Here is a 21,759-nt window from a genome sequence, read left to right as displayed (position 1 = left end):
CGACCGACGAGTGGTCGCGCTATGAAAAACAGGTCAAACGATGGTGTTCAGATCGCTTTTTCCAGCGCGCCCAAACTACCCAAAAGCACTCACCACCCGCAGCACGTCCGCACCGTAAGCCTCGCGCTTTTTCTGTCCCAGACCTGCAATTCCATCCAGGTCGGCGTCGGTTTGGGGCATGCGGCTGGCAATGGCGCGCAAGGTGCTGTCGTGAAAAATCACAAAAGCGGGCAGGTTGTGCTCGCGCGCCACTTCGCCGCGCCAGGCCTTGAGGGCGTCCAGGCAGTCGCGTTCGGCCAGGCTCAGCGGCTGGCCGTCGGGCGCTGCGGCCGCGCTGCTGCGCGCGGCCTTGCTGCGGCTGGTACGGCCCGGGGTTTTTTCAGCCGCCAGTTTCAGCGCCACCGGGCGCTGCCCTTTCAAAATCTCGCGGGCGGCGTCGGCCAGGTGCAGCGTGTTGTAGTGCGCCGCGTCCACCTGCACCGCTTCAATGGCGATCAGCTGGCGCAGCAGCGCGCGCCATTGGGTTTCTGACAGGTCGGCCCCAATGCCAAAGGTGCTCAGCTTGTCGTGCCCGTACTGCGCCATCTTTTCGGTCTGCTTGCCGCGCAAGATGTCCATGATGTGACCCGCGCCAAACGCGGTGCCGCTGGTCTGCTGCACGCGGTAGATGCAGGAGAGCAGCTTGCGGGCCGACTCGGTGGCGTCCGTTAGCGCCGGCGGGTGCAGGCAGTTGTCGCAATTGCCGCAGGGCTCGCTTTTTTCGCCAAAGTAGGCCAGCAGCCGCACGCGGCGGCAGTCGCTGGCTTCGGCCAGGGTGAGCAGGGCGTCGAGCTTGCCGCGCAGCACCTGCTTGAACTCGTCGGCCGCGGGGCTCTCGTCGATCATGCGGCGCTGGTTCACCACGTCTTGCAGGCCGTAGGCCATCCAGGCGTTGGCGGGCTCGCCGTCGCGACCGGCACGGCCGGTTTCCTGGTAGTAGCCCTCAATGTTTTTGGGCATATCCAGGTGCGCCACGAAGCGAACGTCGGGCTTGTCGATGCCCATGCCAAACGCGATGGTGGCCACCATGATCAGGCCTTCTTCGCGCAAGAAACGGTCCTGGTGTTGCTGGCGCTTGGTCGCGTCCATGCCCGCGTGGTAGGGCAGGGCGTTCAGGCCAGCGTCGTTCAGCATGCCGGCCACTTCTTCTACCCGGCGGCGCGACTGGCAGTAGACGATGCCCGCGTCGTGGCCCGCGCTGCTGGTGTGTTCGTCGCGTATGAAACGCATCAGCTGGGCGGTGGCGTCCTTCTTTTCCACCAGCTGGTAGCGGATGTTGGGCCGGTCAAAACTGCTGATAAAGGTGCGCGCCTGTTGCAGTTGCAGGCGTTCCACGATGTCGGCGCGGGTGAGGTCGTCGGCCGTGGCGGTGAGCGCCACGCGGGGCACGCCGGCGTAGCGCTCGTGCAATATCGCCAGCGAGCGGTACTCGGGCCGGAAGTCGTGGCCCCACTGGCTCACGCAGTGCGCCTCGTCAATGGCAAACAGGCTGAGCTTGCCGCGCTCGTGCAGCGAATCCATGAGCGCCAGAAAACGGGGTGTGGTCAGGCGCTCCGGGGCGGCGTAAATGAGCGTGAGTTCGCCGCGCAGCAGCTGCTTTTCGGTTTGCTGGGCTTCTTCGCTGGTGAGGCTGGAGTTCAGGAAAGCGCCGGCCACGCCGGCTTCAATCAGCGCGCCCACCTGGTCGTGCATGAGCGCGATCAGCGGCGACACCACCACTGTGAGGCCGTGCCCGGCGCGCTCGCGCACGATGGCCGGCACCTGGTAACACAGCGACTTGCCGCCGCCCGTGGGCATGAGCACCAGGGCGTCGCCGCCCGCGCTCACGTGCCCAACAATGTCGGCCTGCGGGCCGCGAAAGGCGTCATAGCCAAACACTTCCTGCAGCACGCCCACGCAAGCTTCCAGGGTTTCGCCCTGGGGAGAAATATCAATCATGGACAACGCCATCGGGTGATTTCAGGCCACCGGTCACATTTGCTCCCACGGCAAACCCTCAAAACGCCAGCCGTTCAGGCTGGAGCGCTTGAACGCGTCGTTCAGCTCGCCTTCAAAACCGTGCACCACATGCGCCACCTGGGCAAAGCCGGCGGCTTCCAGGGCAGCGCCAGCGTCCAGCGTGCGCTTGCCGCTGCGGCAGATCAGCAGCACCGGGCGGGTTTTGTCGCCCGCTTCTTTCTCCACCGCCGCAGCAAAGCGTTGCGGGTCGGGCGTGAGGTCGGGGTATTCGTACCAGGGAATGTTCTCCACCTCGGGCGGGCGGCCCACGTAGAGCGACTCGATCTCCATGCGCACGTCCACAAACAAGGGGCCGGCGCTGCCGTCGGCGGCACTGCGCGCGCGCTCCTGTTGCAGCCAGGCCCAGGCTTCCTGGGGGTTGAGGTGTTTCATGGCGCCTATTGTCGGGTATGCGTGTGGGCGCCCTTGCTGCGGGGCAGGCCACGTGCCGCGGCTTTGGCCCGCCGCCGCCACAGTTCCTACAATCCCATCCATGACTTTCCCGACCTACACCCGCGCCCAGGCCTTGCCTGACATCCTCTCGAAACGCATCGCCATTCTGGATGGCGCCATGGGCACCATGATTCAGCGCTTCAAGCTCGGCGAGGCGCAGTACCGCGGTGAACGCTTCAAAGACTTTCACAAAGATGTGAAGGGCAACAACGAACTGCTGAGCCTGACCCGCCCGGACGTGATCCGCGACATCCACGAAGGCTACCTGGCCGCCGGCGCCGACCTGATCGAGACCAACACCTTCGGCGCCACCACGATTGCGCAAGAAGACTACGACATGGCCCCCCTGGCGCGCGAGATGAACCTGGCGTCGGCCCGCATCGCCCGCGAAGCCTGCGACAAATTCAGCACACCCGACAAGCCCCGCTTCGTGGCCGGCGCCCTGGGCCCGACGCCCAAGACCGCCAGTATCAGCCCCGACGTGAACGACGCCGGCGCCCGCAACGTGACCTTTGAGCAGCTGCGCGCCGCCTATTACGAGCAAGTGGAAGCGCTGGTGGAAGGCGGCTCTGACGTGTTGCTGGTCGAAACCATCTTCGACACCCTCAACGCCAAAGCGGCGCTGTTTGCCATCGACGAGTATTTTGAAAACAGCGGCGAGCGCCTGCCGGTCATCATCAGCGGCACCGTGACCGACGCTTCCGGCCGCATCTTGAGCGGCCAGACCGTCACCGCTTTCTGGGCCAGCGTGCGCCACATCCAGCCGCTGGCCGTGGGCCTGAACTGCGCGCTGGGCGCCACGCTCATGCGTCCCTACATCCAGGAACTGGCCAAGGTCGCGGGCGACACCTTCATCAGCTGCTACCCCAACGCCGGACTGCCCAACCCCATGAGCGACACCGGTTTCGACGAAACGCCGGACGTGACCAGCCGCCTGCTGCACGAGTTTGCCGCCGAAGGCCTGGTGAACATCGTGGGCGGCTGCTGCGGCACCACGCCGCAGCACATTGGCGCGATTCACGACGCGGTGGCGAGCCAGGCGCCGCGGGCGGTGGGGCGGCAAGCGTTTTACAAAGAGGCGGTTTGAGTGTGGTGGAAGTGTCCCCGAGCGAAATTCGCTCGGGGACCTTTTCGGGGTTTACTTGCTACCGATGTAGATAAAACCGTCGGTTTTCGCAGAGTTCAAGGCCAGCACTACCAAGCCTTGATCGACTGAGTCGTAGTAGGCCATGCCTGTCGCTGTGGCCCCGTTCCCCAAGGCGCAGGTAGAGCCCGAGAACGTGACGGACACGTTGAACACGTTCTTGCCACTGGCGCGGGGAGTAATTAAACCTGATGCAGAGCAGCCCAGATTGGCAGGTACCGTGACGGCACCTGAAGAAGAGATGGTGACAGATACCCCTTGCACCGGACTGCTGCCCGAAACGCCCTCACCGGTAAAAGAGCCTGCAACAGCTGCCAACGAAGCAGGCTGGTCGTAGGCTGCCTCATAAGTCCCCGTAAAGGAGACGCCGCCTGACGTGGTGAGGCTGATCGAAGATTTTGGGGCAAAGGTGCCTGAATAAGTGGCCGAGGAGGTCGTGCGGGATGGGATGTTGAAGTCCGAACCTGAGCCGCTTAGGGTGTTACCGCTGGCCGTGGTATTCCCATACAAAGCACCAGCGATCCCACCGCCTGAGGTGTAGACACCCCAAGTCTCTCCGTTCTCCAAAATCGCCAGATTGACACCAACCCCTGTGGTGGTTGAGCCACTCCAAAAGCCTTCGACCGCCAATGTGGTGGCAGCGTCATCTCCACCCCCGCATGCGGTCAAAACGGCAGTGCTGACAGCCAATGCCGCCCATCGAAGTTTGAATTTGTTCATGGATTCCCTGAATTAATTGATAGAGCCTGTAACGACATGTCACGGCCAAATGGATCTTAATCTGAAATAGTCGTAAATGGACTATTCCAAATCGGGATAGAGCATCCATATGTGCCCGTCTCCATACACCATCCTCGCTACCAAGCCTTGCAGGCTGAAATGGCGCGGACTCGCCAGTCCGCCGGGCTTTCACAGGTGCAGCTTGCTCAAACACTGGGTGTTGGACAGTCCTACGTTTCCAAAGTGGAGCGCGGTGAAATGTATGTGGATGTGATGGTGTTCATCGACTGGTGCCGCGCATGCAATGTTGAGCCTCAGGAAGCCATCGCAAAATTTGCCAGAGACTGAGGTCAGCCCACGTCCTTCAGTCAAATCCTGAAGAACCTTCAGTTTGCGCCGGCAACCAACTGCCCCCAAACTACTCGGTTCCCGTCAAGGGGAGTAACCAACCTGCCACCGGGCTTTGCCCGGTTTCGGCGGGTGGGGTTTTCGTCAATACGTGGTCTGGTTCAATGCGATCAGGCCGCCGGAAACTCCGGGCTGGGCGCCATGCCCGGTTCAGGCCAGACCTTGGAGGGTGTTTGTTTTTCAACACCGTCCTTCAAGGTATTTCTATGGAAACCATTGCTCCCCTTTGGCTATGGGGCGTTTTCGTCGCCTTCGTGCTCGTCGCACTGTTTGTCGACTTTGTCGTGCTCTCCAAGCAGGGCGCCCATGAGGTGGGTGTCAAAGAGGCCCTGTACTGGTCGCTGGCCTGGGTGGTGGTCAGTCTGGTCTTCAACGCCATGTTCTGGTGGGCCATCAAGGACACCACCGGGTCTGTCGAGGTCGCCAACGAGAAGGCGCTGGAGTTCCTCACCGGCTACCTGATTGAGAAGAGCCTGGCGGTGGACAACATCTTTGTCTTTCTGCTGATCTTTACCTACTTCGCGGTACCGCCCACGTTCCAGAAACGGGTGCTGATGATCGGCATTCTGGGCGCCATCGTGCTGCGCACCATCATGATTCTGGTGGGTGCCTGGCTGCTGGACCAGTTCCACTGGATCCTCTACGTGTTCGGCGCTTTCCTGATCCTGACCGGCATCAAGATGTGGGTGGGTGCGGATTCCGAGGCCAACCTGGACGACAACCCAGCCCTGAAGCTGCTGCGCCGGATCATGCCGGTGAGCAAAGAGTACGACGGCGAGAAGTTCTTCACCGTTGAAAACGGCAAGCGCATTGCAACGCCGCTGTTGATGGTGATTGCCCTGGTCGGCATGACCGACGTGATCTTTGCGGTGGACTCGATCCCGGCCATTTTTGCCATCACCAAAGACCCGTTCATTGTGCTGACCAGCAATGTGTTTGCCATTTTGGGGCTGCGCGCCATGTTCTTCTTGCTGCAAGCGGCGGCCAGCCGCTTCCACTTGCTGAACTACGGTCTGGCCGTGATCCTGGTGTTCATCGGCACCAAGATGATGCTGATCGACATCTTCAAGATTCCAGTGTCGGTGTCGCTGGGGGTGGTGATGGGCGTGCTGGCTATCACCATGGTCTGGAGCGCCAAGACGGCACCCAACACCTGATCTGGAGCGGGCAACACGCTGACACGAAAAACCGGGGCGCTTGCCCCGGTTTTTTGTTGGGTGTTTGAAACATGCTGCAGGTCAGGCCGCCGGCCCGCCGCAGCCAAGCGCTGCCGGGTGAACCTGAAAACGCGGTGCTGGGTTACCGCCTGCGGTCGGGCCCGGGCATCAACGCGTCCAGTTCCCCGTGCATGGACTGCACCCGCTTGCTGTCGATCCGCTGTTTGTGGACGCTGTCGCGTGGCCGTTCGGCCAGGCGCCGGGCCACGGCGGTCATGAGTTTGGCGGCGGTGGCGGGTTGTTCGGGGATGAGCGCTTCCAGCGCCGTGCGCACGAGCACGGCGCCCTGCATGGGGGTGCTGGCGGTGCCGGTGGCCGAGCGTGCGGCGCCGTCCACCAAGGCCATTTCGCCCATCCGGCTGCCAGGCCCGAGCACGTTGATCGTGACCGGGTTGCCCCGGCGGGCGATCAGGTTTTCCACGGTGATTTCACCGCTCAAAACCAGCACCATGAAGCCGGTGTCGGTGGCTTCGCCCTGGCGGATGATGGTGCTGCCCCTGGCGAAGCGGCGTGGCGTCGTGAAGCTGACCACGGTGAGCGCTTCGGCTTCGCTCGGTTGCATCAGCACGGTGGGCGCGCGCAGCAGGCGGGTGGCTTCGTGTGTGCTGGAAGATCCACTCACCCAGCCTCGCGTTCTGCAGGCAGGCGTGGCTCGGGGGCGCCATTGGCGCGTGGGGCGCCAAACAGGTTGTCGAACAAAGCCATGGGTCGGGTGGGCGAGAGAAGTGGCGGTAGATGATCATTTTTCCTTTGTTGACGACTGCATGGTGCGAAGAAATGCACCGATTGGGCACATCGTTTGCTTGTATCGCTTCATGCCGTTTGCCGCCCACACCCTGTTCAACCGCCCACCAGCGCCCACCGCCGAAGCCTGGCGCGACCCGCTGGCGCTGTTGCTGGCCTCCACCGGCGAGGGCATTTACGGGGTGGATCTGGATGGCCTGTGTGTGTTCATCAACCAGGCGGGCGCCCGCATGATCGGTTTTGAGCCGGCCGAACTGATGGGCCGCAACATGCACGACCTGACCCACCACGCCCGGGCGGACGGCTCCCCCTACCCCGAGGCGCAGTGCCCCATCTTCAACGCTTTTCGCCAGGGCTTGCCGTGCCGCATCGACAGCGAAGTGTTCTGGCGCCGCGACGGCACGGCGTTCCCGGTGGAGTATTCGAGCCACCCCATCATGGACGGCAGCCAGGTGCGCGGCGCGGTGGTCACGTTTGTGGACATCACCGAACGCAAGCGCGCGGCTGATGCGCTGCAGCGCGCCAAAGACGAGCTGGAAGAGCGCGTGAGTGAGCGCACGCTCGCACTGGCCACGGCGCTGAAGCAGGTGCGTGAACTGGCTGCGTGGTCTGAAACCGTGCGCGAAGACGAGCGCACCCGCATTGCGCGCGAGGTGCACGACGAGCTGGGCAGCCTGCTGGTGGCGCTGAAAATGGACGTGAACTGGATGGACAAGCGCCTGGCCGAACAGCCCCAGCGCAGCCCCGAGGCGGCCGGCGACATGCGCGAGCGCATGCGCTGCAAATGCCAGAACATGAGCCGCCTGATCGAGACCGCGGTGGACAACGTGGGCCGCATCATCACCGACCTGCGCCCCAGCATCCTCGACCACCAGGGCCTGTGGGCCGCGCTGGAATGGCAGGCGCAGGAGTTTGTGCAGTCGGCCGAGATGACACTGGACTGGTGCCTGGACGTGGACGGCGTGCCCGAGCCACCCGAGCCGCTGGCCATGGCGGTGTTTCGGATTTTTCAGGAGATGCTGAGCAACGTGGGCCGCCACGCGCGGGCCCGGCACCTGGCCGTGTCCATTGCGGTGCAGGGGCGGGCGCTGAGCCTGGCGGTGCAGGACAATGGCGTGGGTGCGCCGGCGCAGGCCTTTGAGGCCGCCGACGCCTACGGCGTGATGGGCATGCGCGAGCGGGCCCGCCACTTTGGGGGCGACGTGCAGATCACCAGCGCACCAGGACGGGGCACGCGCATGTGCCTCACGCTCACCTTGCCGGACGGAGCCACCGCTTGAACACCGTGTTTGACACCTTGCCCGAAACCATCCGCGTGCTGATCGGGGACGACCACCGCATCGTGCGCGAAGGGCTCAAGCAGATCCTGGCCGATGCGCCCGACGTGCAGGTGGTGGCCGAAGCGCAGACGGGCATCGAGGTGCTGGCCACGGTGCAGGCGCTGGGCGGTCCGCTGGGGCTGGACCTGGTGCTGCTCGACATTGCCATGCCCGGGCTGGACGGGCTCGATGTGCTGCAAGCGATCAAGCGCGAGTACCCGCGCCTGCCGGTGCTCATGCTCAGCACCTACCCCGAAAAGCAATACGCGGTGCGCTGCATTCGCCTGGGCGCCTGTGGCTACCTGAACAAAAGCGCCGACCCCGACGACATGCTGGCCGCCGTGCGCAAGGCCGCCGGCGGCGGGGTGTTTCTGAGCCAGGCCACGGCCGAAGCGCTGGCCGCAGCGGTGGGCAGTGCCTCGGCCCAGGGCGGGCCCGAGGCGCTGTCGCACCGGGAGTACCAGGTCTACCGCTTGCTCACGCAAGGCCGCACCGTGAGCGAAATTGGTGCACAGCTGGGCCTGGCGCCCAACACGGTGAGCACCTACCGTGCACGCATCCTGGAAAAGACCGGCGCCAAGAACGACGTGGAGCTGGCGCTGTACGCCGAGCGCCACGCGCGCGCCCCCAAACCGGCCTGAACCGGGCTGTTCTGGCAGCATTTGTAGGGCTACCCCTACACCGCGTGGGGCCCGCTGCCGCGAAATGCCACGCCAGAGCGCAAACGCAGCCGCTTGGCACGCCGGTTGGCCCGCAGCTTGCAATACACACCGCGTCTACAACTCACGAGGTGTGCCATGTCCGAATTCTTCGATCCCTACAACGCCGACCGCCCTTTGATGATGAAGTGCAGCTGTGGCCGCGACCACACGCTGGCCGACCACCACGCCGAGGTGGCCGCCGACAGCGCGGCCGTCGAGCTGCGCCGGCGCAGCGAGACCGCCGAGTTCGAGGCCTACAGCAACGAGTTCATTGAAGCCACGCTGGTGAAGGCGCTGTTTCCGCAAGACGAAGAGCGCCGCCGCTTTCTGCGCGCGGTGGGCAAGGGCACGGCCATGGCGGCCATTGCCAGTGTGTTGCCCGTGGCCAGCATGCAGGCCATGGCGCAGGAAAAAGGCAGCCTGGAAAAAACCAACCTCAAGATCGGCTTCATCCCGATCACCTGCGCCACGCCGCTGATCATGGCCCACCCGCTGGGCTTCTACCAAAAGCAGGGCCTGAACGTGGAAGTCACCAAGACCGCCGGCTGGGCGCTGGTGCGCGACAAGATGATCAACAAGGAATACGACGCCACGCACTTCCTGTCGCCCATGCCGCTGGCCATCAGCCAGGGGCTGGGCAGCAACGCCACGCCCATGAACGTGGCCACCATCCAGAACATCAACGGGCAGGCCATCACGCTGGCGCTGAAACACAAGAACAACCGGGATCCGAAAAACTGGAAAGGTTTCAAGTTCGGCATTCCGTTTGACTACTCGATGCACAACTTCTTGTTGCGCTACTACCTGGCCGAAAACGGCATCAACCCCGACACCGACGTGCAGCTGCGCGTGATTCCGCCGGCCGAAATGGTGGCCAACCTGCGCGCCGGCAACATCGACGGCTTCCTTGGCCCAGACCCGTTCAACCAGCGCGCGGTGTACGACGAAGTGGGCTTCATCCACCTGCTCACCAAAGACCTGTGGAACGGCCACCCCTGCTGCGCCTTTGGCACCAGCACCGAGTTCATCCAGAAAAACCCCAACACCTTCGCTGCGTTGTACCGCGCGGTGCTCACCTCAGCGGCCATGGCGCGCGACCCCAAAAACCGCGAACTCATTGCCAAGGTGATTGCGCCCAGCCAGTACCTGAACCAGCCCGAGGCGGTGATCAACCAGGTGCTCACCGGCAAGTTTGCCGACGGCCTGGGCAAGATCCAGAACGTGCCCGACCGTGCCGACTTCGACCCGATGCCCTGGCAGAGCATGGCCGTGTGGATGCTCACGCAGATGAAGCGCTGGGGCTACCTCAAGGGCGACGTGAACTACAAGCAGGTAGCTGAAAAAGTGTTCCTGATCACCGACGCGCGCAAGCACATGAAAGACTTGGGCCAGCCGTTCACCGCCGGCCCCGCTTATGTGAAGCACAAGATCATGGGCAAGGAATTTGATGCAGCCAAGCCCGAGGAATACCTGAAAAGCTTCGCCATCAGCAAGGCGGCGTGACCATGAAAGCCCTCAGTCTCAACCTGCGTGCAGCGGTGGTCTCGCTGCTGCTGTTCATCTGCTTTGTGGGTGCGTGGCAGCTGGCCACCACCGGCCCTTCCATCGGCGCAGCGTCCACCGGCATGACCGCCGAGGAGATCGAGTACGCCAAGATGATGGGCAAAGACCCGGGGGCTGAAAAGAGCACCGGCTTCCCGCCACCGCTGGAAGTGGCCAAGGCCAGCTGGGTGCACCTGTCCGACCCGTTTTACGACAAGGGCCCCAACGACAAAGGCATCGGCATTCAGCTGGCGCATTCGCTCTGGCGCGTGGGCCTGGGCTTTGCGCTGGCCATGGCGGTGGCCATACCGCTGGGCTTTCTCATTGGCATGTCGCCTCTCATGCGCAAGGCTTTTGACCCGTTCGTGCAGGTGCTCAAACCCATCAGCCCGCTGGCCTGGATGCCGCTGGCGCTCTACACGCTGAAAGACTCGGACGTGAGTGGCATCTTCGTCATCTTCATCTGCTCGGTGTGGCCCATGCTGATCAATACCGCGTTTGGTGTGGCGGCGGTCAAGCGCGAATGGCTCAACGTGGCGAGCACGCTGGAGGTGAACCCGCTGCGCAAAGCGTTTCAGGTGATCTTGCCGGCGGCGGCGCCCACCATCCTCACGGGCATGCGCATCAGCATGGGCATTGCGTGGCTGGTGATCGTGGCCGCCGAGATGCTGGTGGGTGGCACGGGTGTGGGCTATTTCGTGTGGAACGAGTGGAACAACCTCTCGCTCACCAACGTGATCTTTGCCGTGTTGTTGATCGGTGTGGTGGGCATGTTGCTCGACCTCATGTTTGCGCAGTTGCAGAAGGCGGTGACCTATGTGGAGTGATACCAGCGTGCGCGAAAGCGCGGCACTGTCGGTCCCTGTGAACGCCCCCACTGAAAAGGCTTATTCGATGTCCGGTTTCCTCAAAGTCGAGCACCTCGCCAAGGCTTACCAGGCCGACAAACCGGTGTTTGCCGACGTGTCCTTCACCATCGACAAGGGTGAGTTCGTTTGCATCATTGGCCACAGCGGCTGCGGCAAAACCACGGTGCTCAATGTGTTGGCGGGGCTCGACACCGCCACCAGCGGCCACTGTTTCATGGACGGCCGCGAGATCGCCGGCCCCAGCCTGGAGCGCGGCGTGGTGTTTCAGAGCCACGCGCTCATGCCCTGGCTCACGGTGCGGCAAAACATCGCGTTTGCCGTCAAGTCGCGCTGGCCCGACTGGGGCCAGGCCGAGGTGAACCAGCAGGTGGAAAAACACGTGGCCATGGTGGGCCTGAGCCCGGCCATCGACAAAAAACCCAGCCAGCTCTCAGGCGGCATGAAGCAGCGCGTGGGCATTGCGCGGGCCTTCGCCATCCAGCCCAAGATGCTGCTGCTCGACGAGCCCTTTGGTGCGCTGGACGCACTCACGCGCGGCACCATTCAGGACGAGCTGATGGGCATCGTGCGCGAGACGCACCAGACCGTGTTCATGATCACGCACGATGTGGACGAAGCGATTCTGCTGGCCGACCGCATCTTGCTCATGAGCAACGGAACCGAGACCGACCAGGGCTACAAGCCCGGTGGCATGGCCGAGGTGGTGGTGAACCCGCTGCCGCGCAGCCGAACGCGTGCGCAACTGCACCACCTGGAAGGCTACTACGAATTGCGCAACCACATCGTTGACTTTCTGGTCAGTCGTGCGAAAGCCCATTGAAACCATACTGAGCCTCCTCGGTCAGATCCCCTTTGTTCCACTCCTGCTTCTTTTCTCACTCCAAAAGGCAACACATGAGCCGACTCGACGTCACCGAAAAAATCATCACCACCAAAGTCACCAAGGGTCTGAGCTGGGCCGACGTGGCCACCAAGGTCGGCCAGTCCAAGGAATGGACCACGGCGCTGTGCCTGGGCCAGATGACCGCCACGCCGGCGCAGGCCAAGGTGCTGGGCAAGATCTTTGGCCTGAGTGCCGATGAGCAGAAGTGGCTGATGGTGGTGCCCTACAAAGGCTCGCTGCCCACCAGCGTGCCCACCGACCCGCTGATCTACCGCTTCTACGAACTGGTGAGCGTGTACGGCACGACCTTCAAGGAACTGATCCACGAAGAGTTTGGCGACGGCATCATGAGCGCGATCGACTTCAAGATGGACATGCAGCGCCAGGCCGACCCGAACGGCGACCGCGTGAACATCGTGATGTCGGGCAAATTCTTGCCTTACAAGTCGTATTAACCCCCCGCGCCGCCTGCGGCGTCACCCCCCTTTTTAGGGGGGTGATGCCAGTGGCCTGGCAAAGCCGGTTCCACGGCATCTCTGGGTGGTGCACTGCGCGCCGGATGCCGGGTCCGATCCCGTGGGGCTTTGGCTGGTTCGCGCCGGTGTGCAGGTTGGGTCTGGCCTCAACCCGGCAGCGGAATCCACTCGTCCTTGTCGTCCGGCGGAAGCGCAAAGCGGCCCGCCGCCCAGTCGGTTTTGGCCTGCTCAATGCGCGCTTTGCGCGACGACACGAAGTTCCAGAAGATGTGGCGCTCGCCCAGCGGTTCACCGCCAAACAGCATCAGCGTGGCCGGGGTGCGGGCGGTGATGGCAGCGTCTGCGTCGTCGCCAAACACCAGCAACTGGCCGGGCTGGTACACCTCACCGGCGTGCTCAATCTCGCCTTTGGCCACGTACACGGCTTGCTCGCGGTAGCCACCCGGCAGCGCCTTGCGGGCGCCGGCCTGCCATTCGGTGTGCAGGTAAAACAGCGGCGAGTGGGTGCGCACCGGGCTGGTTTCGCCGTAGGCGCTGCCAGCCACCAGCCGCATCCATACGCCATCGGCTTCCAGCACCGGCAAGGTGCTGGCTGGGTAGTGGGTGAAGGCGGGATCACATTCCTCAAAAGCCTCGGGCAGCGCCACCCACAGTTGCATCAGCTCCAGGCCGCCACCCAGGTACGAGTCGGGGTGGGTGAAGCGCTCGCTGTGCGTGATGCCGCGCCCCGCCGTCATCCAGTTCACCTCGCCGGGGCGAATGACTTGCAGCGTGCCCAGGCTGTCGCGGTGCGTGATCTGGCCGCTGAGCAAATAGCTCACGGTGGACAGGCCAATGTGCGGGTGCGTGCGCACGTCCGACGCACGGTCGTATTGCGACGGTAGCGGCACCGGGCCGGCGTGGTCCAGAAATACAAAGGGCCCCACGCTGCGCCGCTGGGCAAACGGCAGCACACGCCGCACCATCAGGCCGTGGCCCAGGTCGGCGGCTCGGGCGTTGATGACGGTTTCCAGCATCGTGTTCTCCTCGGGTTTCTGTGGGCAACGGCAGCCGACCTTAACCCACCACCGCATCCGCTCGCCGTGCCGCCCCATCCGGCAAACGGCGCAGGCGCGCGACAATCGCCACCCATGCGTATCGAACAACTGCGCGAGCGCCTGCAAGCGCTCGGCGCCAACCCCCGCCACCAGCAGCGCGTGCTGCGCCTGTGGAGCCAGGCCCTGCCGCAAACCAGCGGCCGGCGCCAGGTTGAACACTTCTTGCCCGCCGCCCTGGTGGCCGAGCTGCCCGCCATCGCCCGCGAGCTGGCTGCGTTGGCCACGCTTGAATCACAACACCCCGGTGAAGACGGTTCGGCCCGCCTGCTGCTGAAGCTGGCTGACGGCCAGATGGCAGAAACCGTGCTGCTGCCGCGCGACGGGGTGTGCGTGTCCACCCAGATCGGCTGTGCGGTGGGCTGCGTGTTTTGCATGACCGGCACCACGGGGTTGATCCGCCATGTGGGCAGCGCCGAGATCGTGGCGCAGGTGGCGCTGGCGCGCAGCCTGCGGCCGGTGAAAAAAGTGGTGTTCATGGGCATGGGCGAGCCCGCGCACAACCTGGACAACGTGATGGAGGCCATCGACCTGCTGGGCACCGTGGGCAACATCGGCCACAAAAACCTGGTGTTCTCCACCGTGGGCGACCCGCGCGTGTTTGAAGCGCTGCCGCAAGGCCGCGTGAAGCCTGCGCTGGCGCTCTCGCTGCACACCACCCGCGCCGACCTGCGCGCCCAGCTGCTGCCGCGTGCACCGCGTTTGTCGCCCGAAGAACTGGTGGAGGCGGGTGAGGTGTACGCCCGCGCCACCGACTACCCCATTCAGTACCAGTGGACGCTGCTGGAAGGCATCAACGACACCGACGAAGAGCTGGACGGCATCGTGCGCCTGCTCACGGGCAAGTACGCCATTTTGAACATGATTCCGTACAACAGCGTGCCCGAGCTGCCTTACCAGCGCCCCAGCTGGGGAAAAGCCGCGGCAATAGCCCGCCGCCTGCACCAGCGCGGCATCCTCACCAAGCTGCGCCAGTCGGCCGGGCAAGACGTGGACGGCGGCTGCGGCCAGCTGCGGGCCCGGGCTGAGAAGCCGGCACGCAAAGTGATCACGCTGCGCGCAGCCTGATCGGCGCGGCGCTGACCGGTCTGCAAACCGATCCGGGCGCCAGCCACCGGCGGGGTGTGCACTTGGGTTGACGCACATCAGCTTGGTTGTACCGCTCATGGGCGTAGACTGAAAAATTGCGGGGAAGGTCGGGTCGTCCATGGCTGGTTGAGCCCGCCCGCCCATCTCGTTTACCACCCAAGGAGTGTCTATGACCGCCATGATGAAAGCCGCCGTGTTTGTTGAACCCGGCCGCATCGAAATCACCGACAAGCGCATCCCGGACGTTGGCCCCAACGATGCCTTGGTGCGCATCACCACCACCACCATTTGCGGCACCGATGTCCACATCCTGAAGGGCGAGTACCCGGTTGCCAAAGGTTTGACGGTGGGGCATGAGCCGGTGGGCGTCATCGAGAAACTGGGCAGCGCCGTACAGGGCTACGCCGAGGGCCAGCGCGTGATCGCCGGGGCCATCTGCCCCAACTTCAATTCCTACGCCGCCCAGGACGGCGCCCCCTCGCAGGACGGCAGCTACCTCGTGCCCATGGGCCTGTGCGGGTGCCACGGCTTCAAGGCCACGGCCGGCTGGCGCTTTGGCAACCTGATCGACGGCACGCAGGCCGAGTACGTGCTGGTGCCCGACGCGCAGGCCAACCTCGCCCCCATTCCCGACGGCCTCACCGACGAGCAGGTGTTGATGTGCCCGGACATCATGTCCACCGGCTTCAAGGGCGCCGAAAACGCCAACATCCGCATTGGCGACACCGTGGTGGTGTTCGCCCAGGGGCCCATTGGCCTGTGCGCCACCGCAGGCGCCCGCCTGCTGGGCGCCAGCACCATCATCACCGTGGACGGCAACGACCACCGGCTCGGTATTTCGAAGCAACTGGGCGCCGACGTCATGCTCAACTTCAACCACTGCGACGTGGTCGAAGAGATCATGAAGATCACCGGCGGGCGTGGCGCCGATTCGTCCATTGAAGCGCTCGGCACGCAGGCCACCTTTGAGTCGGCGCTGCGCGTGCTCAAGCCGGGCGGCACGCTCTCCAGCCTGGGCGTGTATTCCACCGACCTGACCATTCCCCTCTCGGCCTTCGCCGCCGGGCTGGGCGACCACCAGATCCGAACGGCGCTCTGCCCCGGCGGCAAAGAGCGCATGCGCCGGCTCATGAATGTGTTGGCCTCTGGCCGGCTTGATCTGGGCGTGATGGTCACGCACGAATACAAGCTGGAAAACATCGTCGCCGCCTACGACCTGTTTTCACACCAGCGCGACGGCGTGCTCAAGATCGCGATCAAGCCGTAAGCGGTTGGTTTCGTTGCGTCCCTGGCGGTTGGCCGGCGCCGCTCACGCGGGCGCGCCCAACGGATCAGATCAACCGCTGCTGCAACGAAGCCTCGTTCAGCGGCCGCAGCCGCGCATAGTCCAGCAGTTCGGCCAGGTGTGCGCCCTTGCCCTGCCACTCGTACACCACGTTTTCGGCCAATAGCACGTAATGCCAGGGCAAGCCGTTGCGATGTTCCGGCGGCAGCTCGTTAATGCGGTTGCACCAGCCCACAGCGGCCTTGAGCTTGCGCTGCACGTTGGGGTGAATGGCCTGTTGCTGCGCCTTGGTTTCCACCAGATAGATCGCGCCCTCGGTGCGCACCAGAAAGTCGGGTGAATAAAACGCGGGCAGTCCATCGTCTTTCACGTAGCGAAGCCGGGCAAAGCTGTGGCGGTTCTCGCTGATCTTGCAGAAGGCGTGCACCTGCGCATCGGCCTTTGCCCAGTGGATGAAGGCGCGCTCCAGTCCCCCGTTGCGCGCCGGCCAGCCCAGCCGGGTGTAAATGCATTTGGCCACCTCCGCCGAATGGCTTTCGCGCACCATCAGTCGGGGCACTTCAGACAGTTGGCGCCGGTGCACCTCAATCTGCCCGGTCACGTGTTTTTGCTCCGATTCCAGCAGCGCCACCGCAAACACCTTGGTGAGGTGGTCCACCACAGGCTGCAGCAGCAAAACGCGCCAATTTTCATCCTCCTGCGGGTTGAAGGTACCGTCAAACAGGCGGGTCCAGATGTAGTCGTCTAGCCAGCCGGTGAGGTCGGCCGTGTTCACCTGCAAATACGGCTTGGCCAGGTGGGTGGCGATTTTGTTGCCTTTTGGCAAGGGCTCGTGCAGTGCCTGGCTGATGCGCCGCGTCAGGCGCGACAAATAGTCGTTGTAGCCACCCACGTTCATCACCGCGCCGTCCACCCGGTAGTCGCCAAACAGCGTGGCGCTTTGCAGGTCTTGCGAGATGAAGGTGTCGCCCTTGCCCAGCAGGCCGGTCAGCTCGGCGGCCGACATGCTGGTGAAGGCGGGCAGGCTCTCCACGTCCAGCGGCTGGTGGTCGCGCAGCTCGTCGGCCTCTTGCAAGATGAACGGGATGCCGAAGTCAAACGCTTCGAAGTCTTCGCGCAGTTCGGCGGCGATCACGTCGCCGGTGGCGCTGGTGTCGTCCATGTCTTCACCGGTCGTGCCCGCCAGCCCGTCCGCAATCAGGTCGTCGTAAAACGACTGGAATGCCGGGTGCTCCACGATGGATAGCACGTCGATCAGGCTGCCTGGCTCTTGGCCCGCGTTGATGCGCTCACGGTTCTCGCGCTTGAGGTCGCTGTACTCCGCATCGCGCCACATCAGGCGCAGGCCACGGCCAATCGTCTGCTCCAGCAGAATTTGCGCTTGCGACGAGCGCAGCGGGACGATGACGCAGATGTTGTTCACGTCAAAGCCTTCTCGCAGCATCAACACACTCACGATCACGCGCGGCGTAGCATGCCGGTCCACGCTGAACAGGCGCTCGCGCACCGGCGCCCAGTCCTTCTCGCCCAGCTCGGCCTTTTTGCCCGAGTCGATGGTCATCACCTCGTCGGCGCTCAACCCTTCCTGGTCCTGCAGAAACTGCGCGACCAGCGGCGACACGGTCGTGTCCTCGCACACCACGAGCATCTTCGGGTGGCGGTGCGGGTCCAGCGCAGCAAAGTCGGCTTCCAGCTTGCGCAGCTTCTTCAGGCCCGCGCGCAGCATCACGCGCTGTCCTTCGCTCAAGGCCGGGTTGCCGTTCTCGTCGCGCTCGGCCTTGAACGTTAAAGGCAGCGCACCGATCTCCTTGCGGCGGTCCAGCACCAGCGACTTCACCAGCCCGGCGCGCATGGCAGCCTTCAAATCGAAGTCCGTCACGATGTGCGGGAAGTACAGCTTCTTCTTGCTCTTTCCCGTGCCCACGTCGTTGTATGGCGTGGCCGAAAAGTCCACCTGTACGAAACGCCGGCCCTTGGTTTCGGCGATGCGGCTCAGGCTCTTCTGCCATTCCACCTCGGTCGTTTCGCCCTCGCGCTTGAACTCGTGGATGTGGTGCGCCTCGTCGTTGAACACCATCAGCTCGGGCAGGTCGGCCAGGAACGCCAGCACATTGCCGCGTGCGTATCGGCGGTCCAGCACGTCCAGGCTGTTGCCAGTGGCGCGGCCTGGTGTGAGCGGCAGCACCGCGCCCACCACCCGCTCGGGCGGTAGCGGTGCGCCGGGCGTTTCCAGTTCCTCCGCGTCGTCCACCACATCACCCTCGGCCAGCAGGTGCCAGTTGGTGATGGCAATCATCCCGTTTCCCGTAGCCTTCAGGCCGATCTCGTTCTTGCTGCACACGTTGCCGCGCACAAAGGCAAACACGCGCTCGCGGTAGGCCTCGGGTATGAACAAGTCGGCAAACAAGGCCACGTCCGAGCGGCTGAAGTCGCGCGCGCCATTGCCGTTCTCAAACAGCTTGCCGCAGAACGCATCGAGCAGCCGTTCGTACACGATCAGCCCTGGCGCGACCACCATGAAGTGGCGCGTGAAGCGTGCGTCGTCCACACCCGCTGCCTGTGCCGCCGTCTTGTTCAGCAGTTGCCAGATCATCAGCGCCTGCAGTACCCAGGTCTTGCCAGTGCCGGTGGCCATCTTGAAGCAGTACTTGGGGTGCGCGTGTTTGCTGGTCGACACCTCGGCCAGTCGCGCGCCGGTCAGCAGCGCATCGGGCGCTGCGGCCTTGTACAGGTCCAGCAGACCCCAGTGGGTGTGTTCCGCGCCCAGTACCTCGTGCGCCACGATGGCGTTCAGGATCGCCTGCTTCTGCCCGGCGTGAAAGTTCAGCCCGCCACGCGCTGCCACCATGTCCTCGCCAAACCACCAGCCCAGCAGCTCGGCGGTGGTGGGCGTCACCAGCTCCAGTAGGTCGGCTGCTCCGCTCTCCAGCCCCAGACACAGCGCGTTGGTTTTGGCCGTGAGGCCGATGGACAAGGCCAGGGGGTGTTCGGCGTCCTTGGCGTTCACCGCGCCGCTCATGCCGCCTCCACCATGGTCACCACCTCAGCCTCAAAGCCGAACACATCCACCACCCGCACGCACACCTTGCGCGGGCCGGTCTTGAGCGGCAGCGACAGGTGCGCCTGCGTCACCACACGCAGCGCGTCGGCGTCGTTGGCGGTGTTGCCCCGGTAGTCCTGCCAGACCGAGCGGAATACCTGGCCATCGTAGTCCGGGTCCACCGCCCAGTACTCGATCAGCGCCAGCGGCTCCGCGTTGGCCACGGCCTGCAGCTTGGCGCGGTTGGCGTCGTCCAGGTTGATGGCCTCGGGCGAGAGCAACACATAGTTTTTCAGGCGCACCGTGATCGTCTCTTGCGCGCCTGGCACTTCATCTGTTCGGGCTGAGCCTGTCGAAGCCCCCTGGTTCCGATCATCCTCAGCTTGTCGAAGGACAGGCTCAGGGCGAACAGTGCGCCGTTTGCGCTCCACTGGGTGCAGCGTCAGGTACTGCAGGGACGAGAAGCGCACCTGCCCGCGCAGCTTGTCGATGCCGCCTTTTTTCTTGAGCCGGTCCATCAGGTCCGGCGGGATCACCAGCACCTCCAGCCGCGCGTCGTTGAGCGCGGTGATGGTCTCGCCGATGCTGGGCTCGAAGTTCCAGCCCAGCACCACCACGCGGTCCCAGCCGCCCATCAGGTTGTCGCGCTGCGCAATCGCCTTCTTCAGCGTGGCCGCGCCCGTCAGCTTGTTGGGCGAATCGGCCAGCACCAGGGTTTTGCTGCCGCGCTTGCCGCCGAGTTCGACGCCAGCGATCTGGCCCAGGTTGCGCTGCGGGTTCGCGTCCGGTGGCAGGGGCAGGGCGCCGTAGAGGGAGAGCACGATGGCAGACAGGTCGCCAATGCGGAAGTCCCGGCCCAGCGCCACCTTGGCGGCTTCGACCTGGTAGTCGCCGATGGCTTGATACAGAAAGGGCTTGGCCTCCTGGTCGATCAGGCGCTTGCGCATGACCATACAGGCGGGTTTTCCTAGATCGGTCGTAATCCATCTTCTTGCCCCGGCGCTTTTGTAGATGCTTTTGTTCCCGTCCTTCTCTACACGTCTTCCTTCAGCTGCAGCAACGAAGCTTCCGCTTCCCCCAAAGAAGTCAGCGACGAGGTCTCCGGGATCAGTGGCTGCTTCGATGATTCGGGACACCAATTCGATAGGCTTTTGTGTTGGATAGCCAACTTGCTCCTGTGAGTGCGCCACAACAAAGGGGACTTCCCAAACGTCGTGCATTTGGACGCCCTTACTGGGTTCTTCGGTGCGGATCGTGATGAGCTTTCCGGTTTCGTCCGGGACGTTTATGCGCCTTGTGTCTCCATGGATGGCAGCAGTTGAAGGTGCTAGCGGTTGGAACAGCTGTTTGAACTTGTTGTTTTCCGTCTTGCGATAGAAATAAATCGAGTCGTGCATCCGCTGGAAGGTGCTCGCCGCGGCTGACCAGCGTCGATACCACCAGCAGATCTCGTTCACGAAGTTGGATTTGCCAAACACCTCATCCATCACGATCTTCACGTAGTGCCCCACATGCCAGTCCAAATGCACATAAATCGACCCCGTGTCCGCCAGCAGCTCGCGCATCAGCACCAGGCGCGGCGTGATCATGGCGAGGTAGGACGCGGTGCCGTCTGACCAGGTGTCGCTGTAGGCGAACTGTTCGATGACGGTGGGCTTCTGCTCCAGCTCCACGCCGGGCAGGTTGACCTTGGTGCGGTAGTCCGCCTTGGAATCGAACGGGGGATCTATATAGATGAGGTCCACCTTGCCGCGCAGGCTGGGCGTGTGTTCGTCGCCCGCCAGCAGCGCGGCCATGGCCAGCAGGTTGTCGCCGTAGATCAGGCGGTTGGTCCAGGGTGCGTCAGCGGGCGGGGTGGCAGCCGCATCGCCCAGCGTGCCCTGGGGGTTGGGCAGCAGGCTGGTTTGGCCCGGGGCGAACACCTCGCGCTGGGCGGCGCGCTTCTGCGCGGTGATCCAGTCCTGCGCGGCGGCGTCGCGCGCGGGCAGTACCAGTTCGCGGGTTTGCAGCCGCACGCGCTGACGGCCTTCCAGCCCCTCCAGGATTCTTTCGGCTTGTTTGCGCCCGTTGGCGACGATCTCGGGCAGCTGTTCGAGCAGGGATTTGGGCATGAGCGGTTTTCAACCGGTGGTTGAATCAAAAATCAAGTGACTGTTGAGATCATATTCAACAGAAACTTGAAATACCGTTCAAGCGAATCTTAGTTTGCTGGGATGGACGAAAAGATCGAATTCACCCATCGCTTGCGCGCGGCGATGGTCCATGCGGGTTACGCCGCCAGCCCGTCGGTGTTGGAACACGAATTCAATCTGCGCTGGCCTGGGCGATCCATCAGCAACCAAGCGGCCTGGGGCTGGCTCAACAGCCGCTCCATACCCAAGCAAGACAAGCTGCAGGTGTTGGCCGAGTGGCTGAAAGTTGAACCGGAGGTATTGCGCTTTGGCGAGGCGGTGCGCAATAAGGTAACGGAGCATCGTCAGCGTTGGGACGAAGGCGTCGGTTACCAGGAGCGCGAGGTGTTCGATGCGTTTTTACGTCTGCCTGCCGCGCAACGAAAGGTGATCCGAGAGGTGATCCTGACGTTCGCCAAGGCGCACACCGAGCCGGATACATCTAATTGACGTGCCAGGTGAGAGGGCTATTTCAGTAGCCGGCAGCGCCGAAGGCAAGACGAGCAAATTTTTAATCCCAAAACCAGAACCGCTGAACCGCCTGTGGCGATCTCCACCCTTGCCGAG

General features: G+C 63.7%; 19 protein-coding genes. 12 read left to right on the top strand and 7 right to left on the bottom strand.

The annotated features are described in order from the left end of the window. Window positions 1-75: 75 nt before the first annotated feature. Window positions 76-1,977, bottom strand: a complete 1,902-nt coding sequence (gene recQ / locus AC4QBL_RS17225) for a DNA helicase RecQ (RefSeq protein WP_472901876.1) — start codon at window positions 1,975-1,977, stop codon at window positions 76-78. Between the two features lie 33 nt (window positions 1,978-2,010). Continuing rightward, the gene (locus tag AC4QBL_RS17220) at window positions 2,011-2,430 is read right to left on the bottom strand and encodes a rhodanese-like domain-containing protein (RefSeq protein WP_472901875.1); all 420 of its coding nucleotides are present in this window, start codon (window positions 2,428-2,430) and stop codon (window positions 2,011-2,013) included. Between the two features lie 100 nt (window positions 2,431-2,530). Between AC4QBL_RS17220 and AC4QBL_RS17215 the strand changes: the two genes are divergently transcribed. Then, entirely contained in the window at window positions 2,531-3,577 is a 1,047-nt protein-coding gene (locus AC4QBL_RS17215; protein ID WP_472901874.1) for a homocysteine S-methyltransferase family protein, read from the top strand. A 51-nt stretch (window positions 3,578-3,628) separates the two neighbouring features. Here the strand turns inward: AC4QBL_RS17215 and AC4QBL_RS17210 are convergent, their stop codons facing one another. Beyond that, entirely contained in the window at window positions 3,629-4,354 is a 726-nt protein-coding gene (locus AC4QBL_RS17210) for a hypothetical protein (protein WP_472901873.1), read from the bottom strand. 159 nt (window positions 4,355-4,513) lie between these two features. Between AC4QBL_RS17210 and AC4QBL_RS17205 the strand changes: the two genes are divergently transcribed. Together AC4QBL_RS17205 and AC4QBL_RS17200 are read left to right on the top strand one after the other, a co-directional pair. After that, window positions 4,514-4,702 (top strand): helix-turn-helix domain-containing protein, encoded by a 189-nt coding sequence (locus tag AC4QBL_RS17205; RefSeq protein ID WP_472901918.1) that lies wholly within the window; start codon window positions 4,514-4,516, stop codon window positions 4,700-4,702. A 266-nt stretch (window positions 4,703-4,968) separates the two neighbouring features. Then, on the top strand, window positions 4,969-5,919 hold the full coding sequence (locus tag AC4QBL_RS17200) for a TerC family protein (protein WP_472907740.1): 951 nt from the start codon (window positions 4,969-4,971) through the stop codon (window positions 5,917-5,919). A gap of 142 nt (window positions 5,920-6,061) precedes the next feature. Here AC4QBL_RS17200 and AC4QBL_RS17195 read toward each other — a convergent pair whose 3' ends face one another. Then, window positions 6,062-6,601, bottom strand: a complete 540-nt coding sequence (locus AC4QBL_RS17195; protein WP_472907741.1) for a cyclic nucleotide-binding domain-containing protein — start codon at window positions 6,599-6,601, stop codon at window positions 6,062-6,064. Window positions 6,602-6,794: 193 nt separating this feature from the next. Between AC4QBL_RS17195 and AC4QBL_RS17190 the strand changes: the two genes are divergently transcribed. From AC4QBL_RS17190 to cynS, 6 genes are all read left to right on the top strand, one after another. Next, on the top strand, window positions 6,795-8,003 hold the full coding sequence (locus tag AC4QBL_RS17190) for a PAS domain-containing sensor histidine kinase (protein ID WP_472907742.1): 1,209 nt from the start codon (window positions 6,795-6,797) through the stop codon (window positions 8,001-8,003). Further along, window positions 8,000-8,683 (top strand): response regulator transcription factor, encoded by a 684-nt coding sequence (locus tag AC4QBL_RS17185; RefSeq protein WP_472907743.1) that lies wholly within the window; start codon window positions 8,000-8,002, stop codon window positions 8,681-8,683. The genes AC4QBL_RS17190 and AC4QBL_RS17185 overlap by 4 nt, the downstream gene beginning before the upstream one ends. Window positions 8,684-8,839: 156 nt before the next feature. Then, window positions 8,840-10,246, top strand: a complete 1,407-nt coding sequence (locus AC4QBL_RS17180; protein ID WP_472907744.1) for a CmpA/NrtA family ABC transporter substrate-binding protein — start codon at window positions 8,840-8,842, stop codon at window positions 10,244-10,246. Between the two features lie 2 nt (window positions 10,247-10,248). Continuing rightward, window positions 10,249-11,112 carry a nitrate ABC transporter permease gene (gene ntrB / locus AC4QBL_RS17175; RefSeq protein WP_472907745.1) on the top strand — a complete coding sequence of 288 codons (864 nt, stop codon included), beginning with the start codon at window positions 10,249-10,251 and terminating at the stop codon, window positions 11,110-11,112. After that, window positions 11,102-11,974 carry an ABC transporter ATP-binding protein gene (locus AC4QBL_RS17170; protein ID WP_492131609.1) on the top strand — a complete coding sequence of 291 codons (873 nt, stop codon included), beginning with the start codon at window positions 11,102-11,104 and terminating at the stop codon, window positions 11,972-11,974. The genes ntrB and AC4QBL_RS17170 overlap by 11 nt, the downstream gene beginning before the upstream one ends. 74 nt (window positions 11,975-12,048) lie before the next feature. Further along, window positions 12,049-12,492 carry a cyanase gene (cynS, locus tag AC4QBL_RS17165; protein WP_472907747.1) on the top strand — a complete coding sequence of 148 codons (444 nt, stop codon included), beginning with the start codon at window positions 12,049-12,051 and terminating at the stop codon, window positions 12,490-12,492. Window positions 12,493-12,659: 167 nt separating this feature from the next. On the opposite strand, the gene AC4QBL_RS17160 is transcribed toward cynS, so the two are convergent. Next, window positions 12,660-13,529, bottom strand: a complete 870-nt coding sequence (locus tag AC4QBL_RS17160) for a pirin family protein (protein WP_472907748.1) — start codon at window positions 13,527-13,529, stop codon at window positions 12,660-12,662. Window positions 13,530-13,643: 114 nt separating this feature from the next. Here AC4QBL_RS17160 and AC4QBL_RS17155 point away from each other — a divergent pair, with 114 nt between their 5' ends. Together AC4QBL_RS17155 and AC4QBL_RS17150 are read left to right on the top strand one after the other, a co-directional pair. Continuing rightward, window positions 13,644-14,675 (top strand): RNA methyltransferase, encoded by a 1,032-nt coding sequence (locus AC4QBL_RS17155; RefSeq protein WP_472907749.1) that lies wholly within the window; start codon window positions 13,644-13,646, stop codon window positions 14,673-14,675. Window positions 14,676-14,865: 190 nt separating this feature from the next. Next, entirely contained in the window at window positions 14,866-15,963 is a 1,098-nt protein-coding gene (locus AC4QBL_RS17150; protein ID WP_472907750.1) for an NAD(P)-dependent alcohol dehydrogenase, read from the top strand. Window positions 15,964-16,027: 64 nt separating this feature from the next. Here AC4QBL_RS17150 and AC4QBL_RS17145 read toward each other — a convergent pair whose 3' ends face one another. Together AC4QBL_RS17145 and AC4QBL_RS17140 are read right to left on the bottom strand one after the other, a co-directional pair. Further along, window positions 16,028-19,000 carry a DEAD/DEAH box helicase gene (locus tag AC4QBL_RS17145; protein WP_472907751.1) on the bottom strand — a complete coding sequence of 991 codons (2,973 nt, stop codon included), beginning with the start codon at window positions 18,998-19,000 and terminating at the stop codon, window positions 16,028-16,030. Next, window positions 18,997-21,132 carry a DNA methyltransferase gene (locus AC4QBL_RS17140; protein WP_472907752.1) on the bottom strand — a complete coding sequence of 712 codons (2,136 nt, stop codon included), beginning with the start codon at window positions 21,130-21,132 and terminating at the stop codon, window positions 18,997-18,999. Before AC4QBL_RS17140 ends, AC4QBL_RS17145 begins: the two co-directional genes overlap by 4 nt. A 102-nt stretch (window positions 21,133-21,234) precedes the next feature. Between AC4QBL_RS17140 and AC4QBL_RS17135 the strand changes: the two genes are divergently transcribed. After that, entirely contained in the window at window positions 21,235-21,642 is a 408-nt protein-coding gene (locus tag AC4QBL_RS17135) for a transcriptional regulator (protein ID WP_472907753.1), read from the top strand. Window positions 21,643-21,759: the final 117 nt, after the last annotated feature.

The organism is Hydrogenophaga sp. L99 (assembly GCF_058731905.1).
This window is presented reverse-complemented; position numbering and strand designations above follow the sequence as displayed.

What these genes read in the sequence shown, in the direction of transcription:
- AC4QBL_RS17135 (WP_472907753.1), top strand. Translation starts at nt 21,235, where the DNA reads ATGGACGAAAAGATCGAATTCACCCATCGCTTGCGCGCGGCGATGGTC.
- AC4QBL_RS17160 (WP_472907748.1), bottom strand. Translation starts at nt 13,529, where the DNA reads ATGCTGGAAACCGTCATCAACGCCCGAGCCGCCGACCTGGGCCACGGC.
- AC4QBL_RS17155 (WP_472907749.1), top strand. Translation starts at nt 13,644, where the DNA reads ATGCGTATCGAACAACTGCGCGAGCGCCTGCAAGCGCTCGGCGCCAAC.
- AC4QBL_RS17210 (WP_472901873.1), bottom strand. Translation starts at nt 4,354, where the DNA reads ATGAACAAATTCAAACTTCGATGGGCGGCATTGGCTGTCAGCACTGCC.
- AC4QBL_RS17145 (WP_472907751.1), bottom strand. Translation starts at nt 19,000, where the DNA reads ATGAGCGGCGCGGTGAACGCCAAGGACGCCGAACACCCCCTGGCCTTG.
- AC4QBL_RS17190 (WP_472907742.1), top strand. Translation starts at nt 6,795, where the DNA reads ATGCCGTTTGCCGCCCACACCCTGTTCAACCGCCCACCAGCGCCCACC.
- AC4QBL_RS17200 (WP_472907740.1), top strand. Translation starts at nt 4,969, where the DNA reads ATGGAAACCATTGCTCCCCTTTGGCTATGGGGCGTTTTCGTCGCCTTC.
- AC4QBL_RS17215 (WP_472901874.1), top strand. Translation starts at nt 2,531, where the DNA reads ATGACTTTCCCGACCTACACCCGCGCCCAGGCCTTGCCTGACATCCTC.
- AC4QBL_RS17140 (WP_472907752.1), bottom strand. Translation starts at nt 21,132, where the DNA reads ATGCCCAAATCCCTGCTCGAACAGCTGCCCGAGATCGTCGCCAACGGG.
- AC4QBL_RS17150 (WP_472907750.1), top strand. Translation starts at nt 14,866, where the DNA reads ATGACCGCCATGATGAAAGCCGCCGTGTTTGTTGAACCCGGCCGCATC.
- cynS (WP_472907747.1), top strand. Translation starts at nt 12,049, where the DNA reads ATGAGCCGACTCGACGTCACCGAAAAAATCATCACCACCAAAGTCACC.
- recQ (WP_472901876.1), bottom strand. Translation starts at nt 1,977, where the DNA reads ATGATTGATATTTCTCCCCAGGGCGAAACCCTGGAAGCTTGCGTGGGC.
- AC4QBL_RS17180 (WP_472907744.1), top strand. Translation starts at nt 8,840, where the DNA reads ATGTCCGAATTCTTCGATCCCTACAACGCCGACCGCCCTTTGATGATG.
- AC4QBL_RS17220 (WP_472901875.1), bottom strand. Translation starts at nt 2,430, where the DNA reads ATGAAACACCTCAACCCCCAGGAAGCCTGGGCCTGGCTGCAACAGGAG.
- AC4QBL_RS17170 (WP_492131609.1), top strand. Translation starts at nt 11,102, where the DNA reads ATGTGGAGTGATACCAGCGTGCGCGAAAGCGCGGCACTGTCGGTCCCT.
- ntrB (WP_472907745.1), top strand. Translation starts at nt 10,249, where the DNA reads ATGAAAGCCCTCAGTCTCAACCTGCGTGCAGCGGTGGTCTCGCTGCTG.
- AC4QBL_RS17205 (WP_472901918.1), top strand. Translation starts at nt 4,514, where the DNA reads ATGGCGCGGACTCGCCAGTCCGCCGGGCTTTCACAGGTGCAGCTTGCT.